This window comes from Desulfobulbus sp., assembly GCF_031547805.1.
Lineage (GTDB): Bacteria > Desulfobacterota > Desulfobulbia > Desulfobulbales > Desulfobulbaceae > Desulfobulbus.
Genome location: NZ_JAVBRQ010000017.1, coordinates 1 through 16,748, shown reverse-complemented (window position 1 = coordinate 16,748; position 16,748 = coordinate 1). Strand labels below are relative to the sequence as shown.

Annotated in this window: 14 protein-coding genes; 7 read left to right on the top strand and 7 right to left on the bottom strand. The window is 63.1% G+C overall.

Annotated features, from left to right (window positions below):
• Positions 1–15 precede the first annotated feature (15 nt).
• On the top strand, positions 16–1,461 hold the full coding sequence (locus tag RMR13_RS06165) for an NADH-quinone oxidoreductase subunit N (protein WP_310599762.1): 1,446 nt from the start codon (positions 16–18) through the stop codon (positions 1,459–1,461).
• A 209-nt stretch (positions 1,462–1,670) separates the two neighbouring features.
• A complete protein-coding gene (gene ppk1, locus RMR13_RS06160; protein WP_409070269.1) occupies positions 1,671–3,884 on the top strand; it encodes a polyphosphate kinase 1 in 2,214 nt (737 codons plus the stop codon).
• 45 nt (positions 3,885–3,929) lie between these two features.
• On the opposite strand, the gene RMR13_RS06155 is transcribed toward ppk1, so the two are convergent.
• On the bottom strand, positions 3,930–4,835 hold the full coding sequence (locus RMR13_RS06155; RefSeq protein WP_310599760.1) for a TIGR02285 family protein: 906 nt from the start codon (positions 4,833–4,835) through the stop codon (positions 3,930–3,932).
• Positions 4,836–4,850: 15 nt separating this feature from the next.
• On the bottom strand, positions 4,851–5,393 hold the full coding sequence (locus tag RMR13_RS06150; RefSeq protein WP_310599759.1) for a hypothetical protein: 543 nt from the start codon (positions 5,391–5,393) through the stop codon (positions 4,851–4,853).
• A 336-nt stretch (positions 5,394–5,729) separates the two neighbouring features.
• Here RMR13_RS06150 and RMR13_RS06145 point away from each other — a divergent pair, with 336 nt between their 5' ends.
• Entirely contained in the window at positions 5,730–6,071 is a 342-nt protein-coding gene (locus RMR13_RS06145) for a hypothetical protein (protein ID WP_310599758.1), read from the top strand.
• Positions 6,072–6,152: 81 nt separating this feature from the next.
• Here the strand turns inward: RMR13_RS06145 and RMR13_RS06140 are convergent, their stop codons facing one another.
• On the bottom strand, positions 6,153–7,283 hold the full coding sequence (locus RMR13_RS06140) for a hypothetical protein (RefSeq protein WP_310599757.1): 1,131 nt from the start codon (positions 7,281–7,283) through the stop codon (positions 6,153–6,155).
• A gap of 481 nt (positions 7,284–7,764) precedes the next feature.
• On the opposite strand from RMR13_RS06140, the gene RMR13_RS06135 reads away from it, so the two are divergent.
• Genes RMR13_RS06135 through RMR13_RS06125 form a run of 3 tightly spaced genes read left to right on the top strand, consistent with a single transcriptional unit; the run spans position 7,765 to position 10,399 of the window.
• On the top strand, positions 7,765–8,607 hold the full coding sequence (locus RMR13_RS06135; RefSeq protein WP_310599756.1) for an alpha/beta hydrolase: 843 nt from the start codon (positions 7,765–7,767) through the stop codon (positions 8,605–8,607).
• Entirely contained in the window at positions 8,604–9,098 is a 495-nt protein-coding gene (locus tag RMR13_RS06130) for a dCMP deaminase family protein (RefSeq protein WP_310599755.1), read from the top strand. Before RMR13_RS06135 ends, RMR13_RS06130 begins: the two co-directional genes overlap by 4 nt.
• Positions 9,099–9,154: 56 nt before the next feature.
• Positions 9,155–10,399 carry a DEAD/DEAH box helicase gene (locus RMR13_RS06125; protein WP_310599754.1) on the top strand — a complete coding sequence of 415 codons (1,245 nt, stop codon included), beginning with the start codon at positions 9,155–9,157 and terminating at the stop codon, positions 10,397–10,399.
• A gap of 26 nt (positions 10,400–10,425) precedes the next feature.
• On the opposite strand, the gene RMR13_RS06120 is transcribed toward RMR13_RS06125, so the two are convergent.
• The 4 genes from RMR13_RS06120 to RMR13_RS06105 form a co-directional block, all read right to left on the bottom strand.
• Positions 10,426–10,707 (bottom strand): hypothetical protein, encoded by a 282-nt coding sequence (locus RMR13_RS06120; RefSeq protein ID WP_310599753.1) that lies wholly within the window; start codon positions 10,705–10,707, stop codon positions 10,426–10,428.
• A gap of 91 nt (positions 10,708–10,798) precedes the next feature.
• Complete coding sequence (locus RMR13_RS06115) at positions 10,799–11,656, bottom strand: universal stress protein (protein WP_310599752.1); 858 nt, start codon at positions 11,654–11,656, stop codon at positions 10,799–10,801.
• A gap of 26 nt (positions 11,657–11,682) precedes the next feature.
• Complete coding sequence (locus RMR13_RS06110; RefSeq protein WP_310599751.1) at positions 11,683–12,741, bottom strand: sulfite exporter TauE/SafE family protein; 1,059 nt, start codon at positions 12,739–12,741, stop codon at positions 11,683–11,685.
• Between the two features lie 97 nt (positions 12,742–12,838).
• A complete protein-coding gene (locus RMR13_RS06105) occupies positions 12,839–13,663 on the bottom strand; it encodes a hypothetical protein (protein WP_310599750.1) in 825 nt (274 codons plus the stop codon).
• A gap of 510 nt (positions 13,664–14,173) precedes the next feature.
• Between RMR13_RS06105 and lon the strand changes: the two genes are divergently transcribed.
• Positions 14,174–16,222, top strand: coding sequence for an endopeptidase La (gene lon / locus RMR13_RS06100; protein ID WP_310599749.1), 2,049 nt, complete (start codon positions 14,174–14,176; stop codon positions 16,220–16,222).
• The last annotated feature ends 526 nt before the right edge of the window (positions 16,223–16,748 follow it).

The following is a 16,748-nucleotide window of genomic DNA, read 5'->3' as shown; positions in this document are numbered from 1 at the left end:
GAACGAGGATCGATCATGATACAAACTGCGGCTGTCACCTGGACCGCCCTGGACCCCATCTTGCCGGAATTGCTGTTGATCGGCATCGGCGTGCTGCTGGTCGGCTGCGACCTGTTCATTCCCCGCCAGCGGCAGGCGCTGCCCTGGCTGACCGTGGTCGGCTGCATCGCCGCCCTGCTCATGATCCTGGGCGCGCGGCCCACCTCGGCCTTTGGCGGCATGTTCCTGGCCGACGGCTATGCCATGGTTTTCAAGGTCATCTGCCTGGGCGCGGCGATCCTGACCACCCTGATCAGCGAGCAGTTCTGGCAGACCGTGGGCGGGCGCCAGGGCGAATACTACAGCCTGCTGGTTTTCTCCTTGGTGGGCATGCTGCTCATGGCCTCGGCCGGCGACCTGATGGTGCTTTATCTCGGGCTGGAATTGATGGCCCTGCCGGTCTACGCCCTGGTGGGGCTCCACAAGCGCGACGGGCGGACTAGCGAGGCGGCGATCAAGTATTTTCTCATGGGCGCCTTTGCCTCGGCCTTGCTGCTGTTTGGCGTGTCGCTGCTTTACGGCCTGACCGGGACCACCGACATCGGCCGGATCGCCGAGACGGTCGCCACCATGAAAGTGGCGGCCAATCCGGCCCTGCTGGCCGCGCTCGGCCTGCTGCTGGCGGGGCTGTGCTTCAAGGTGGCGGTGGCACCTTTTCATCTCTGGACCCCGGATGTGTACGAAGGGGCGCCGACTCTGGTCACCGCTTTGATGTCGATCGGGCCCAAGGCAGCCGGATTCGCCATTTTTGGCCGGATTGTGTTCTATGGCCTGCCGGAGCTGCAAAGCCATTGGGGACCGATCCTGGCGGCGTTGGCCCTGCTGACCATGGCGGTGGGCAATATCACCGCCCTCTGCCAGCAGAGCCTCAAGCGGATGCTGGCCTATTCCTCCATCGCCCATGCCGGCTACGCCCTGCTCGGCCTGGTGGCCGGCACCGAGGAGGGCATGGCCGCCACCATGGCCTATCTGGCTGTGTATCTGTTCATGAACCTGGGCGCCTTTGCGGTGCTCATCCTGCTGGCAGCGCCGGGGGAGCGCCGCGAGTCTTTGGACGACTGCAAGGGGCTGGCCGGCAAACATCCGGTGGTTGCCGCCCTGATGCTGGTCTTCCTTTTCTCCCTCACCGGCATTCCCCCCACCGGTGGCTTCATCGGCAAGTTCTACCTGCTCAAGGCCGCCTTTGCTGCCGGCTACCCCCTCACCGTGGTGGGCGCGGTGCTCTTCAGCGCCATCTCGGCCTTTTTCTATCTGCGGGTGGTCCGCCTCATGTACATGAGCGAGGCCGATCACAGCGCCTGCCTGAACTTCTCGCCGGGCATGCGCGCCGTCCTGGGCGTGTGCCTGGCCGGGGTGCTCGGCCTGGGATTTTTTCCCGGCCCTGTCCTGGGCTGGATTGTCGCTGCCCTGGCGGGGAACTGAGACCGTTTCGCGTCCAATAGCCTGTCCGCGCCTGCCTGCTCGCCCCATCGACTGTTCCTTCCTCGTCCCGTTGCCACCGTCTTACCGGCCTTGCCCGCCCATCGGCAAGGCCGGGCGCGGTCTTCGGAAAAATCACTACCTCCTGTCCCTAAACTGCGGTATGATTACATAATGTGGAAATTTCGTGAATCTCTCGAGGGGAGGATGCAATGGGTGCGGAGGTGAAAGCGGATGCAGGGGCTAAGGCGGCCGATCCCAAGAACGGTGCGGGCGGCAAGAGCGACAAGGTGTTCGATCTCTCCTCGCCGGAATGGTACCTCAACCGCGAATTGACCTGGCTCGAGTTCAACCGGCGGGTATTTAACGAAAGCGCCGATGTGCGCAACCCGCTGCTTGAGCGCGTCTTTTTTCTTGCGGTGATCGGCTCCAATCTCGACGAATTCTTCATGAAGCGGATCGGCGGCCTCAAGCAGCAGGTCGGGGCTGGGCTCAAACTGCTTTCCCAGGACGGGCGGACGCCGCAGCAGCAGATCGACGAAAGCTACGCCACGGTCCGCGACCTCCTGGAAAAGCAGGAGGCCATGGAACGCGAGCTGCTCGCCCAGCTGGCCAAGCAAAAGATTCTCATCGTCAAGTACAGCGAGCTCGACGAGGAGCAGCGCCGGAAAATGGGCAGCTATTTCCGCGACTCCATCTACCCCCTGCTGACGCCGCAGGGCATGGACCCAGCCCATCCCTTTCCCTTCATTTCCAACCTGTCGCTGAATCTCCTGGTGGCCACCCGCCTCAGCGACGCCGAGCATGTCTATCTCAACCGGATCAAGGTGCCTACCTCCGGCACCGGCATCCCCCGGTTCATCCGGGTCGACCCGTCCAGGCATACCTATGTGCTGTTTGAGGACGTGATCGCCAACAACCTGGAAACCATCTTCCCCGGCATGGTGATCGAGAGCTGCGAACTCTTCCGGGTGACCCGCAACGCCATCACCGAGCATCTGCCGGACCAGGCGGTGGACCTGCTGTCCATGATCGAGACCGCGCTGCAGGACCGCAAGTTCGCCGAGGTAGTCCGGCTCGAGGTGGACCCCGCCATGACCCGGCAGCACCGGGGCATGCTGGCCTTCCAGCTGGGCATCAATTCCCGCAAGGACGTGTTTACCGTCGAAGGCATCATGGGCAAGCGCGATCTGATGGAGATCGTGGGCATCGACAAGCCGGCGCTCCACTATCCCCCGCACCTGCCGCTGGACCACTACAAGCTTGCCGGTGATTTTCCGAATATTTTCCACCTGATCCGGGAAGAGGGGCCGTTTTTGCTCCAGCACCCCTACGAATCGTTCAGTTCCTCGGTGGAACGGTTTCTGCGCGAGGCCAGCACCGACCCCAAGGTGTTGGTGATCAAGATGACCCTGTACCGGACCTCGGCCAACTCGCAGATCATCCAGTACCTGCTGGATGCGGCCCGCAACGGCAAGCAGGTGGCGGTGGTGGTCGAGCTGATGGCCCGTTTCGACGAGTCGGCCAACATCCACTGGGCCACCTACCTGGAGCAGGCCGGCGTGCACGTCACCTACGGCGTGGTCGGCCTGAAGACTCACTCCAAGGTCATTTTCGTGGTCCGGCGCGACTATAACGGCCTTCGGCGCTACGCCCACATCGGCACCGGCAACTACCATGCCGGCACGGCACGGGCCTACAGCGACCTCGGCCTGCTCACCTGCGCCCCCGACATCTGCAACGACCTCACCGAGTTCTTCAACTTCCTGACCCTCGGCTACTCGGCACGGAATTACAAGAAGCTGCTGCCCGCTCCCCGGAAACTGAAGAAGACGCTGGTGGAGAACATCAAGCGGGAGATCGAGCACCAGGGCAAGGGCAACCAGGGGCTGATCCAGCTCAAAAGCAACGCCCTCACCGACATGGACGTGATCTCCGCCCTGTACCAGGCCTCGCAGGCCGGGGTCAAGGTGGAGCTGATCATCCGCGACAGTTGTCTGTTGCGGCCCGGCATTCCGGGTTTGTCGGACAACATCCGGGTGACGTCCATCGTCGGCCGCTTCCTCGAACATGCGCGCATCTATTATTTCCGCAACAACGGCCAGGAAGAGTATTACATCGGCTCGGCCGACCTGATGCGGCGCAACCTGGACCACCGGGTGGAGGTGATGGCGCCGATCGAGTCGCCGACACTGCAGGCGCAGCTGCGGGAAATCCTCAACCTGCAGCTGGCGGACCGTCGCGGCGCCTGGGAGATGCAGGTCGATGGCAGCTATATCCAGAGACGTCCCGATGCCAAGGAAGAGAAGCGTTCGGCCCAGGAATTGCTGATCGAAAAGAGCGAGAAACGCCTGGCCGAGGCCCGGCGGCTGTACAAGAAGCAATCGTCGAAAAAGATTGCCAAGCGCAAGAGCAAGAACAAGTAAAGCCGGCCACCGGCCGGAAGCGTTTTTCCGGCCGGCTGTCTGGAATCAATAGGGGGACGTCAGGAAGACCTCGCGGTAAAGGGTGCGGTAGCGCTCCAAGGCGGCCCCATCGAGCCAGCGCTCGTAGGCGGCCTGGTAAGGGGCCGTCGGCCGCTGCGCGAGCAGGATGGCGTTGACCTTGTCGATCACCTCCTTGCCCCAGGCGTTTTTCGGACAGGCCACGGCGCTCATCCAACCCCGGTAATCGCGCTGGGTTTCTTCGACGGTCAGGGCCGTGATCCGGTCCCGCAGGCCCATTTTCTCCGCATGATACAAGGCTTCGTCCGGCAGGACGAGCAGCCCGTCGATCCGGTCGAGCATCAGCATCCGGAGGTAATTGTCGGTGAGTTGCTGGCCGTTGTAATACACCAGCTGCGCCTGCTGCCGATGCCGCGCCAGGATGGCATCGAGCGGCGCGCCGTAGGAGCGGTCCCGGCTCAGGCCGATGACAATCCGCCGGTTCTGGAGCAGCGACTCGAGGCTGACCCGTGCCGCCGGACCGAATTCGGCCTGCCTGTCCTTTTTGACGATGAACGCCGGGGGCATGACCAGCAGGCTGGGCAGGGAAAAGTACATGAAGGCTTCCCGTTCCGGTGTCCGAAACAGGCCCACGCCGCACACCTTTTCCCCATCCCTGAACTTTTGGAAGTGGCGGGTGACATTGGTGATCATGATGAAATGGTCGTACTCGGACAGGTACCGCTGGAGCACGGTGGTGACGATGTCGCCGTAGCCCTGGTTTTTGGCCGGTCCATCCTGGATCGTGAAGGGCGGCATGTTCGGCTCCATCCAGGTGATGGAATCTCCGGCGGGCAGTGGCTTGGCGGCCAGGACGACCAAGAGCAGCCCCAGCACCGGGACGGCGAACAGGAACCATGGCCGCGCGGCTTGCTTGGCGCAATGCATTGGCATGTTGCGTCCCGCCCGTTACCGATGGCCCCGGTGTTTGTCTCCCCGGTGCCCGTCCCCGCGATGCTTGTCCCCGCGATACCGGTCTTTTCGATATTCGTTATGCCGATAGCCGTCCCGACGGTATTCATCATGGGTATAGATTCTCTGGGGCGGCCTGTTCTCGTAGCGGCGGTAGTCGTAATAGACCGGCCTGCGGGGAGGCGGCGGGACAACGACGCGGCGGTATTCACGGTAGCGGGGCGCATAGACATCGCGGTACCAGGCGTCGTCGACGAAGTAGACCGGACGGCCGCAGGCGTTGTAGGCATTGCAGTGCTTGTACCAGTGCTTGAGGTGGCCGGGCGGCACGCGCAGATAGATCGGCGGATACCAGGTGCTGATCCGCCGGACGATCACCGGTTCGCTGTAGATCAGGCGCGGCTCGCCATAATTGCCGATGTCGATCCGGCCGTAGAAGCCGGGGTCGCCGATGCTGATCGAAACGCCGGCGCCGGCATCGTTCGTCAACACGGCCAGCAGGAGGGTGAGGACGCTGGAGGCGGTGGTAAAAAATTTCATCTGTGTTTCCTCATTGCTATGGGGCAGGGGGATCAAGGCATGGACTCCAAACCGGGCCGGGGCGGTCATGAAGACGGTTCCCAGGGGATTGGGTCTGTGCTGCCCGCCGTCTCGGTCCGGGGGATCGGATCGAGAGGTGTGGCTGCCATCTTCTTGATTCTCGGCAACACTATAAATGATCCCGGTCCGCCCGCCTAGGAAAAAGGGCGCAGGGGCGCCCGGTGGACCGGCCCGTGCCTTCCCGCTTGGCCGTCCGGCGGCACTGTGGTATAGAGCTGATTCCGGGAGCAGCGGCATTGAGCCGTGCGGGATTCATGAGCACAAAGGAGCGGACAAGTGGCGAGCAAGGCGATTAAACGGATCATTGTGGCCGACTGCATCATGGCCGGCAGCCTGTTTCAAGAAGAGGGATACGACGTCGAACAAAGCGCCGATAATCTGGCCGACCTGCGGGGGCAGATCATCGTCGACTACCTTGAGGTGGAGTATCCCGGGGTGGAGGTCTGCGCCGACATCGCCATCCAGCGGGAAGCCGGTCCGGCCCGTCCGGTGGAAGTGGCCGTCTATGTCGGCGAAGAGGAGGTCGATCAGGCGGCGGCGGCCGCCATCCGGGAACAGCTGGCCGGGTTGCTGGCGGAGGGCACGGCGGATCGGGCCTGGGCGGTTCGGGCCGCTTGAGCCGTTCGGCACGGGCCGCCAGGGGAATGGGCGTTGCGCCGTCCGGTTGCGGAGCCGGTGCCGGAGGGTTGGCCGCGCCGATTAAAAACCGAAGCCGATCTTGGTGGTAATGCCGTACCCGTCCGTATCGCCGTTGTTATTGGGCACGTCCTCCCGGTCCAGGTAGTATTCGAGGCTGAGGATGGCGGAATCGGAGATGGCCATGGAGGCCCTGGTCCGGTAGCGTTCCTCCGGCAGGTAGGCATGGAGCCCGTCCGAGGCGCGCAGATAGCCGACGGCCAGGGTGGTCTCCCGATGCATGAGCTCCGTGGAATAGGCCAGCTCGCTGCTCCAGGCCACGGGATCGCTTTCCTCGCCGGCCGCAGCGAGATCGGCCGAGGTGCGGTTGTCCAGGGCGCGGATATAGCCGCCGGAGAGGGTGAACGACTTGTAGCTTGCCCCCAGGTTCAGGTTCACGCCGGGCAGCTTGTTGGCGGACGAACCGTCGTCGCGCGGTTCCTCCAGGTCGGGCTTCATGCCGGTGGTGTCGCCGAGATTTTGAATCCATTCCACCTTGGCATTGACCGAGGTTTTTTTGTCCATGGCGTACCGGTACGCCAGCGGAGCGCTGTCGGCGCCGTTGCCAGAGGAATGCAGGCCGCTGTCGTTTGCGGCGCGCCCCCTGGTGCGCGACGGTTGGAACGAATCCGTCTCGAAGTCGGGCTCCATGCCGATGGCAGCCAGACTCAAGTTTTTGGGGATCCGCCAGATGTCGGCCAGGGGCCGGAACGGGGTACCGAAAAAGGGAGTGAACGGGCCCGCGTCGACATCGAGCGGTTGAATGGCAATCTCCCTGTTGGCGGCGGACCTGGACGCCGATGCCGACGCGCCGCGCGGCAGGGAAAAGGCGATCCGGCCGAAGGCCCAGCGCGTTTCCGGGGTGAGGAGAATGCGGTCGGCAATGTTCGGGTCAAAGGCCATGAGGCCGAAATCGGCAAAGGAGCCGAACAGGTACCTGTTGTCGACGATCATCCGGCACAAGCGGACAAACGGGGTCTGGCGCACTTTCTGGTTCGGGCCGGAACGGGGTGGGGCGGAGCGCTTTTGGACCGCGGCCTTGGCAGGCGGGGCGGCCAGACGCGGCTGGCGCGGCGCAGCTATCTTGCTGGCGGCCGCCTGGCCGGGAGCAAGGAGGAGGGCGAGCAGAGCGGCAAGGAAGAGGTGTCGGGGCATCCTGCACCTATTCGAAGGGCTGTGGCGTTGTGCTGCAATAAACGCCGGGCGAGCGTGACAGTCCATTAATGTACAATAAAAACATTCTTTCGGGAATGCAAGCGATCACAGGGCCGGCCCGAAGGCCGGCGTGCGGTTGAACGGCGCGGGCGGACGAGTGCACCGCCGGGCTTGGTCGTTGGCAGAACGACATTTTGACAAATACGGCCAGGTGGGGTAAGGAGCGAGAGTTGATAGCGAAACGAACATGACCTTGATTGCGGTTTTGGTTTTCGATTCCCCGATGTTCCGATTCCCGTCCGCCATGCGTTCCGATCCCCTGAATGCCGCGCCTGTCCGAACCCGGCCCTTGGGCCCGGGGGCGTGTGTCCGATGGCTTGCCCGTTGTTTCTGCCCGGTGGTCATGGTTCTCGCGCTTTTAGCCGCCACCTGCCGGGCGGAACCGTCAACCCCAATTCATACCTCTGCCAGGCTTACGCACATGGATCGACCAGAAATTACCCAGCTGCTGTTCCACCCCGTCCAGGTGGCCAGAACCACGCCGCCCGCCGGCGCGATCGACATCGATGTCCCGGTCGCCGACGGGGTGACCATCGCCTGCCGGCTGTACAGCCATGCCCCCGCCTCGCCCACCCTGATTTTCTTCCATGGCAACGGCGAGATCATCCCCGATTACGACGAGGTCGGCCCGATGTACGTTCGGGAAAACCTCAACCTTCTGGTGACCGAATACCGCGGCTACGGCTGGAGTACCGGCTCGCCCCTGGCCAGCACCCTGCTGCCGGACAGCAACGCCGTGTTTTTGGCCCTCAAGGAATGGCTGGCCGGCCACGGCTACACCGGCGCCCTGTTCGTCATGGGGCGGTCCCTGGGCAGCGCCAGCGCCATCGATGTGGCTTGCACCCACCAGGAGGCGATCACCGGCTTGATCATCGAATCGGGATTCGCCAAAACCCTGCCCCTGGCCAAGGTGCTGGGGATCGATCTCGCCGGCATGGGTATCGGCGAGGAGCAGACCTTCGACAACACCGGCAAGATCGCGCGGATCACCAAGCCGACCTTCATCCTCCACGGCCAGTACGATCAGCTGATTCCCCTGTGGCAGGCGGAAACCCTCCAGGCGGAGAGCGGCGCCAAGAACAAGGAGATGCAGATCGTGCCCAGGGCCGGCCACAACACGCTGATCGCCGAGGCCGGTCCCCTGTATTTCCAGGCCATCAGGAAATTCGTCGAAAAAGCGGCCGGCACCGCCCCGGACTGGCGGGAGCGGCGGCGGCAGTTCAAGGCGCAGCAAGCCCGGCAGGCCGCGGGGGAAACCCCATGACCGGCAAACGCACCGACTATCTCTCCTGGGACGAATACTTCATGGCGGTGGCCATCCTCTCCGGCCACCGTTCCAAGGATCCCAACACCCAGGTGGGCGCCTGCGTGGCCAACAGCCGCAACAAGATCGTCGGGGTCGGCTACAACGGCTTTCCCTGGCGCTGCTCGGACGACGAGCTGCCCTGGGCCCGGGAAGGCTCCTACCTCGACACCAAGTACCCCTATGTCTGCCATGCCGAGCTCAACGCGGTCCTGAACTCGATCATCAACGACCTGCGGGACTGCCGGCTCTACGTGGCCCTGTTTCCCTGCAACGAATGCACCAAGGTCATCATCCAGGCCGGCATCCGCGAGATCATCTATCTCTCCGACAAGTATAAGGAAACCGACTCGGTGCGGGCCTCGAAGATCATGCTGGAGAAATCGGACACCGTCTACCGCCAATTCATCCCTCCCCGGGATTCCCTGGTCCTCAATTTCAAGGTGGACTAAACCGGCGGACGGCCTTGCCGCCCCGGCCACCGCCCCATCTCAATCAAAGGAGTTGCATGCTTTTTCACACCCTGCCCCTGCCCGAATCCCTGAGCCAGGGGATCGCGGACGCGGGTTTCACCGAATGCACCCCCATCCAGGCCCTGACCCTGCCCTTAAGCCTTGCGGGCAAGGATGTGGCCGGCCAGGGCCAAACCGGCACCGGCAAGACGGCCGCCTTCTTGATCACTCTGTTCGATCGGCTGTTGCGGGTGGACAACGGCGGCAGCCAGCCGCGCGCCCTGATCCTGGCGCCGACCAGGGAGTTGGTGGTGCAGATCGAGCACGACGCCCGTCTGCTCGGCCGGCATTGCGGCTTCTCCGTCCTGGCCGTGTACGGCGGAGTCGACTACGAAAAGCAGCGCGAGACCCTGCGTGCCGGGGTCGACATCGTCATCGGCACGCCGGGACGGTTGATCGATTACCTCAAACAGGGGGTGTGCCGGCTCGACCACGTCCAAATGCTGGTGATCGACGAGGCCGACCGCATGTTCGACCTGGGCTTCATCGGCGATCTGCGCTACATCCTCCGCCGCCTGCCGTCCTATGACCGGCGGCAGAACCTGATGTTTTCCGCCACCCTCAACCACCGGGTGATGGAGCTGGCCTACGAGTTCATGAACATGCCGGAGCAGGTGAAGGTCAACCGCGACCATCTCACCGCCGACAATATCGAGGAAGTGCTCTACCACGTGGCCGGCAAGGAAAAATTTCCCCTGCTGCTGGGGCTGCTGCGCCGCGAGGCCATGGAACGGGTGATGATTTTCGTCAACACCAAGCGCGAGGGCGAACGGCTGCAGGCGCTGATGACGGCCAACGACTGCACGAGCCGGATGATTTCGGGCGATGTCCCCCAGGAAAAGCGACTGCGGATCATGCGGGATTTCAAGGCGGGCAAGCTGCCGATCCTGATCGCCACCGACGTGGCCTCCAGGGGGCTGCATATCGAGGGGGTCTCCCATGTGGTCAACTACGACCTGCCGGAAGACAGCGAGGATTATGTGCACCGGATCGGCCGCACCGCCAGGGCGGGGGCGACGGGCAAGGCCATTTCGCTGGCCGACGAGCGGGGCGCGCTGTCGCTGGAGGACATCGAGACCTATATCGGCCACTCCATCCCCACCCAGTGGGCCGAGGACGAACTGCTGATTACCGAGTACAAGCGGGCGGCCAGGCCGCCCCGCAGCGGCGGCAAGGGAGGGCCGGCCAGCCGTGTCGGCGAGGGTGCCGGCAAAAAACGCCCCCACCGACGGCGGCGGTAGCACCGAGCCGGGCGTCTTCAGGCGGGCTAAAGGCCGATTCCGGGGCGCGGCCGGCGGGGCGGCTTCGCAGCGGCGATCTGCCGCCGTTCATCTCGCTCGACTGCCTTTTTGTTCGTTTTCCTGCCCAGCAGCTCGGCGCAGTGGAAAAACACATACCAGTCGCCCCGTTCGCCTCCGGCCGCCTGTAGGCGCTGTTCATCTTTCGCCCGGCGGCCCCGCAATCCGGCCAGACCCTGCACGGCCGTCGTGACCAGATGGATCAGACCGACGGCTGCGGCCAGGCCGATCAATGCAATACTCCAGGTCATATTCCACCTCCTTGTCGATGCGGCCGAGACCGGCCGGCGCTTTTCCGCATCCCCGCGCGGCGATGGCGGCGTCCGGCCCGAACCAACCCGTTCATCTTTTTTTCACCACCAGGGTGGGACGCGACGAGAGGGAGAGCACCCGCTCGACCACGCTGCCCATGAGAATGTCGGCCAGGGCGGTCCGGCCGTGGCTCCCCAGTACGATCAGTTCGATGTCCTTTTCCAGGCTGTAGTTGACGATGGTCGCATAGGGCGAGCCTTCCCGGATTTCGGTGACCACCCGTACCCCGAGGCGCTGGCCCTGGCCGGCCAGGGTCTGGAGCGGCGGAAAGCTCTTCTGCCGAGCCTCGTCCAGCACCCCGTAGAGGAAACCGCGCTCGACCGGGATGTCGAGCACGGTCAGGGCATGGATTTCGCCGCCAAAGGCAAGTGCCAGGCCCAGGGCCCGCTGTCCGGCTTCCGTACTGAAGCTCGATCCGTCTATCCCCACCAAAATGCGTAAAAAATTGACCGTGGCCTGTTCCGGCACCATCAGCACGTCGCAGGGGCTGCCGCCGATCACCTTGGCCGAGGTCCGACCGAGCAGCACCCGCTCGATCCGGGTCCGCTTGGGGTATCCCAGCAGGAGCAGGCCGGCCTGTTGCTCTTCGGCGGTGCGAACGATCTCCTGCACCGGGTCGCCCACGGTGTGGATGGTGCACAACTCCTGCCCGTTTTCGGCCGCGATCCGCCCCGCCTCCTCCAGGCATCGTTTGAACGGCTCGCTGAGCTGCTCGTCGGCATTGCTGATCTTCCAGCGGTGCATGTTCCCCTCGTAGCGGGGCGTGACCGAGACCGCAACCAACTCGGCCCTGAGAAAAAGCGCCAGCCCCAGGCCCTGGCGCAAGGCGTTTTGGCTGGCGTTTCCCGGATCGACGGCAACGAGAATTATGGCGATGCGCGCAGGCATGGTGGAGTCCTCCCGATGCCGCGGCTTTACGCCAAACCCGTTGCCGCCCGCTCCAGGCGCCGGGCCTTGAACAGGCTGGTCAGGATGATCGAGGCGCCGATCAACAGGGCCAGGCACATGATACCGAAGCTCATCTTGTTCATGATCCCGACCAGGAAATCGTCGATCACGATCAGGTGCAGCTCGTTGAGGTATCTGGGCAGGGCGAGAAACCGGCTGACCGCCACGATCAGCATGATCGTGGCCATGACGTATTTGATCATGTACTCCTTGACATAGGTGGTGCCGATCGCCCCCAGCTGTACCCCGAACAGCGAACCGGCCAGGATGATCAGGACCAGGCGGATGTCGACCATGCCGTAGTAGGCCCAGACCAGGGTGCCGCCGAGCCCCATCACAAAGGCCACGACCAGTTCGGTGGCCGAGGCCACGATACTGGTGACGCCGACGATGTACATCAAACCGGGCACGCCGATGAAGCCGCCGACCGCGATGGTGGCGGCCAGCATGCCGGTGGCCAAGGCCACGGGGATGAGGAACCACATGCTGATGCGCAGGTTGGCCGCCCTGACCTCGATCATCGGCCAGAGCTCGATTTGCTGCAGGCGCTTGGCGATGTTCGGACCGGAGTCGGTTTCGGTCCGCGACCGCTTCATCCGCATGGCGTCGCGCATGACAAAGGAGCCGACCGTCACCAGCACCAGGACGAAAATCAGGGAAACATAAAGATTGGAGCCGGCCTGGCCCCAGGTGTCGAGAATGCGCTTTTGGACCATGATCCCCGCCTGGACGCCGATTTCGGCGAAAACGCCCATGATCAAGCCGAGCTTGATGTCCACCTGGCCGTATTTGTACCGCTTGATCGCCCCGACCAGGGCCTTGGGAAATTTGTGGCACATGTTGCTGGCCACCGCGACCGTGCCCGGAACCCCCAGGCTCATCATGCCCGGAGTGAGGACAAAGGCGCCGCCGGAACCGATGAATCCGCTGACCAGGCCGCCGATGAATCCGACCAGAAAGAGAAAGGCGATGGTGTAGGCGTTGAGATCGATAAACTGGATTACTTCCCCGATGGGACCGTGCATGACTCTGCTCCTGTAGTCTGTGGACCGATTATGTCTGCGCCGCGCGCAGGAGGTGCAGGCGGCGATGCCAACCAAAAGATCGGCGCGGGAGACGCGCCTAGGCGTTGAGCCGCAGCCGGGGCCGGGTGTCTGGCCGGGGGGCCTTCACCGTGCTGCCGGTCACCTGTTTTGCCGGGACGACCGGTTGGGCGCCGCTCTTTCTGGAGGCCTCGATCCCGAGCGCGGACCAGAACGAGCTGGTGAAATTGCCGTGGAAATAGGAAACCGCAAACACCGTGGCCACCGGCAAGACGGCATAGACCCCGCCCTTGCTGAAATAGGTCATGACCAGATCCTGGTAGGCGAATACCGCTGCGTACAGGGCCGCGGTCAGGGCCCCGAAAAGAACGCACCGTTGCACGTATCGTTGTTTGCTGCTGGTGGACATGGCGAATACTCCTTTGGTGGTTGTGGTAGGGAAAAGGGTCTTACCGAAGAGACCTTGTTGGTCGGTTGTGACCGGGAACACCGGAACAGGGGCCAGGCGGACCGCCTCCTCCAGGCGGATGCCCTTGTCGATGACGACAAACTCGATGCGCTTCTTGCCCCGGCACAATCGGCCGACCACATCGCCGATCTTGCCGAATTCGGCCAGATGTTCCAGCGCCACTCCCCGGTGTCGGGCCTTGGCCGCCAACTGGGCCGCGCTTTCCTGCATGGCGGCGGCAAACAGCCGGCTGCGCTGGCCCCGGTTGAACAGGGGCAGGGTGTCGATGTGGACCGCCAGGATCGCGTACCCCAGGCGCTGGGCCACGGAGGCCGCGTATTCCATTACATGCTCGGACATGTGGCCGTTGCGGGTTACCGCCATGATGTAGGCGGGTTCGTGCTCTCTGGCCGGCTCGGGCCGACTCGGGCAATGGGCGGCTGTCTGGTTCTGCATGGCAGTCGGAAGGTAAGAGTTCGATGGGCGCGATGACTCGATTTAATCAAGATGCATGCCAGAGGGGAAATGTTACGTATTTACTTGATATTTCGTGTAGTTATTTTTTTGAGGCCAGCCGGGGTGCGAGGCAAATCTGTTGCAATGTGCAACAAGCGATAGGCTTGATGGGTGCGGTTCACGGTTTTGCTGTTGCATTATGCAATGGATGGGTCGGGCGGTGTTGCAGCGGTACAGGCTGAACGGGGTCAAGTGGAATGATGCGGAAGTAAAAAAGGGGGGAAAGGCGAAGTGGACGAAGCAATAGGGGTGCCGAACAGGCGGCGTTGACGGGTCTGCCGGTCAGGAGCGGCGTTCTCGCGGAGGGATGCCGGTCGGGACGGCATTTTTATTGCAAGATTCTGATCTCCGGATAGAGAAAAAAGACGACCTGATCGCCCGTCGGCGGGCATCGTCCGGCCCCTGATCGCCGCCTCCCGTTCCCGGACGGCAACGACAACAAGGAGCGCCATGTTTTTCAAGAAAAAATCACAACCGTGCGAAGAGCCCGAACCGCAACCCGAAGCGGCGGCTTCCCCCCTTGGGCTGCTCCGCTCGCGGGCCGGGGCGGCCCAGCTGCCCCACGAGGTACTGGAGGCGATTGCCGGCGAGCTGGACAAGCTGGAAAAAACCGATGCGGCCATCGCCGAATACTCGGTGGGCATCAACTATATCGAACTGCTCCTGGCCCTGCCCTGGAACGTCTCCAGCCCGCACAAGCTCGACCTGGCCCGGACCCAGGCCGTGCTCGACACCTGGCACTACGGCCTGGGGCAGGTCAAGCAGCGGATTCTCGAATTTCTGGCCGCCAAGACCCTGTGCAGCAAGGCCAGGCAATCGATCCTCGTTGTCGACGACGAGGAGATCGCCCGCGCCAACCTGATGCACGTGCTCGGCAAGGAGGGCTACGGTTGCCACGGGGCCGCCAACGGGGCCGAGGCCCTGGAGGTGATGGCCCGCAAGGAAATCGATTTGGTGGTGACCGACCTGAAGATGGAACGGATGGACGGCCTCGAGCTGCTGGACCGGATCAACCGCAGCGCCCCGGAGGTGCCGGTAATCATGGTCACTGGCTTTGCCACGGTCAGTTCGGCGGTGGATGCCCTGAAAAAGGGTGCGGCCCACTACCTGGGTAAGCCGGTCAACCTCGACGAACTGCGGCGCACGGTCAGGGAGGTGCTGGAGCAAAAGCTCTTCGTACAGATGGGCAAGGGGCCGATCCTCTGCTTCACCGGCCCTCCCGGCACCGGCAAGACCTCGGTGGGCCGGGCCATCGCCGAGGCCCTGCAACGGCAATTCATCCGCCTTTCCATGGCCGGACTGCGCGACGAGGCCGAACTGCGCGGCCACCGGCGCACCTATGTCGGAGCCTTGCCCGGCCGGATCATCACCGAGTTGAAACGGGCCGGGGTCAACAACCCGGTCTTCATGCTCGACGAGATCGACAAGATCGGCCAGGATTTCCGGGGCGACCCCGCCTCGGCCCTGTTCGAGGTGCTTGATCCGGAACAGAACGTCCATTTCACCGACCACTACCTGGAATTGCCCTTCGATCTTTCCCGGATCATGTTCATCGCCACGGCCAACGACCTGACCAAGCTGCCGGGCCCGCTGCTGGACCGGATGGAATGCATCGAATTCACCGGCTACACCGAACGGGAAAAGCTGCACATCGCTCGGCAATTCATCCTGCCCCGGCAGCTCAAGGTGGCGGGCTTGTCCAAATCCGCGGTCACGCTGACCGGCGAGGCCCTATCGCGGGTCATCAACGATTACACCAGGGAATCGGGCCTGCGCGGCCTGGAGCGGCAGATCGCCGATGTCTGCCGGAAGATCGCCATGCTCTGCCTCAAATCCGCCGACCGGCAGGAAGAGCAGCTTTTGATCGATGCCCCGGCGGTGGCCAAACTGCTCGGCCCCCGTAAATACCGGCGGGAGGCGGCCGAGGCCGCGCCCCAGCCCGGCATCGCCACCGGCATGGTCTGGGCCGAGACCGGCGGCGAGATCATCAACGTCGAGGCCGCCCTGATGCCGGGTTCGGGCACGTTGCTGCTGACCGGTTCGCTGGGCGAGGTCCTGCGCGAATCGGCCCAGACCGCGCTCAGCTTCCTGCGCAGCCGGGCCGGCGATTTCGGGATTGCCGAGGATTTTTTCAAGGACGCCGACGTCCACATCCATTTTCCGTCCGGCGCCATTCCCAAGGACGGCCCTTCGGCCGGAATCACCATCTTCGCGGCCCTGCTGTCCCTGCTCACCAAGCGGCCGGCCCGGCGGGACGTGGCCCTGACCGGAGAAATGACCCTCACCGGCCGAATCCTGCCGGTCAGCGGCATCAGGGAAAAGGTGCTGGCCGCCAAGCGGGCCGGAGTGCAGTTGGTGCTGCTGCCACAGGCCAACCGGGAAGAGGTCGAAGCCCTGGAAGTCGATGTGGTGGAAGGCATCCGATTGCAGTTGGTGGTCCAGGCGGGCGAGGTCGTCGAACCCCTGTTCGCCAGCCAGAGTTTCATCCTGATGTCGTGATGCGCCGTTGGCAGGGAAAGAAAAGGGCGGGAGAAAAGAGCGATTATTTCGGTCTTAACTTGTGAAATGCTGTTGGAATTTGGAGAGATCAGCCAGAGTGTGGTACCCGACCACTTTGTTCCGTTTGCCGGAGGATCTGTCTTGGTTCAGCGATTGTGACCACGTTGGAATGCTTCTGACTGCGCATGCAGGTGAAATGTATCCAGAGAGAAATGGCAAGAGAAGCCATCCAGCGCAGAGCGAGGCGGGGTCAGGGCGTAGAAATGATCGAATCAAAAGGCAGAACTATATGGTTTTTGGAAAAAATAACCAATAGTACTGCCGGAATGTAATGAGCTAGTCGTCCTCAGTAATGTCCGGTTAGGAATATGCAGCAAGGGGTTTAGTAAAAAAATCTGACAACATGCTGAATTTTATTGACAAATCAACGAGGGGTCACTGCGGCCCTTGTCATAAATTTCCTTTTATGACAAGGAGTTATGAAAATGACCGCATACCCGTTCAAGCCGACAAAGCTGACCGCCAA

Excerpts from the sequence above, each read along its gene's own strand:
- RMR13_RS06125 (WP_310599754.1), top strand. The coding sequence starts at position 9,155 with ATGCTTTTTCACACCCTGCCCCTGCCCGAATCCCTGAGCCAGGGGATC.
- RMR13_RS06140 (WP_310599757.1), bottom strand. The coding sequence starts at position 7,283 with ATGCCCCGACACCTCTTCCTTGCCGCTCTGCTCGCCCTCCTCCTTGCT.
- RMR13_RS06135 (WP_310599756.1), top strand. The coding sequence starts at position 7,765 with ATGGATCGACCAGAAATTACCCAGCTGCTGTTCCACCCCGTCCAGGTG.
- RMR13_RS06165 (WP_310599762.1), top strand. The coding sequence starts at position 16 with ATGATACAAACTGCGGCTGTCACCTGGACCGCCCTGGACCCCATCTTG.
- RMR13_RS06105 (WP_310599750.1), bottom strand. The coding sequence starts at position 13,663 with ATGCAGAACCAGACAGCCGCCCATTGCCCGAGTCGGCCCGAGCCGGCC.
- RMR13_RS06150 (WP_310599759.1), bottom strand. The coding sequence starts at position 5,393 with ATGAAATTTTTTACCACCGCCTCCAGCGTCCTCACCCTCCTGCTGGCC.
- RMR13_RS06155 (WP_310599760.1), bottom strand. The coding sequence starts at position 4,835 with ATGCCAATGCATTGCGCCAAGCAAGCCGCGCGGCCATGGTTCCTGTTC.
- lon (WP_310599749.1), top strand. The coding sequence starts at position 14,174 with ATGTTTTTCAAGAAAAAATCACAACCGTGCGAAGAGCCCGAACCGCAA.
- RMR13_RS06115 (WP_310599752.1), bottom strand. The coding sequence starts at position 11,656 with ATGCCTGCGCGCATCGCCATAATTCTCGTTGCCGTCGATCCGGGAAAC.
- RMR13_RS06130 (WP_310599755.1), top strand. The coding sequence starts at position 8,604 with ATGACCGGCAAACGCACCGACTATCTCTCCTGGGACGAATACTTCATG.
- RMR13_RS06110 (WP_310599751.1), bottom strand. The coding sequence starts at position 12,741 with ATGCACGGTCCCATCGGGGAAGTAATCCAGTTTATCGATCTCAACGCC.
- RMR13_RS06120 (WP_310599753.1), bottom strand. The coding sequence starts at position 10,707 with ATGACCTGGAGTATTGCATTGATCGGCCTGGCCGCAGCCGTCGGTCTG.
- ppk1 (WP_409070269.1), top strand. The coding sequence starts at position 1,671 with ATGGGTGCGGAGGTGAAAGCGGATGCAGGGGCTAAGGCGGCCGATCCC.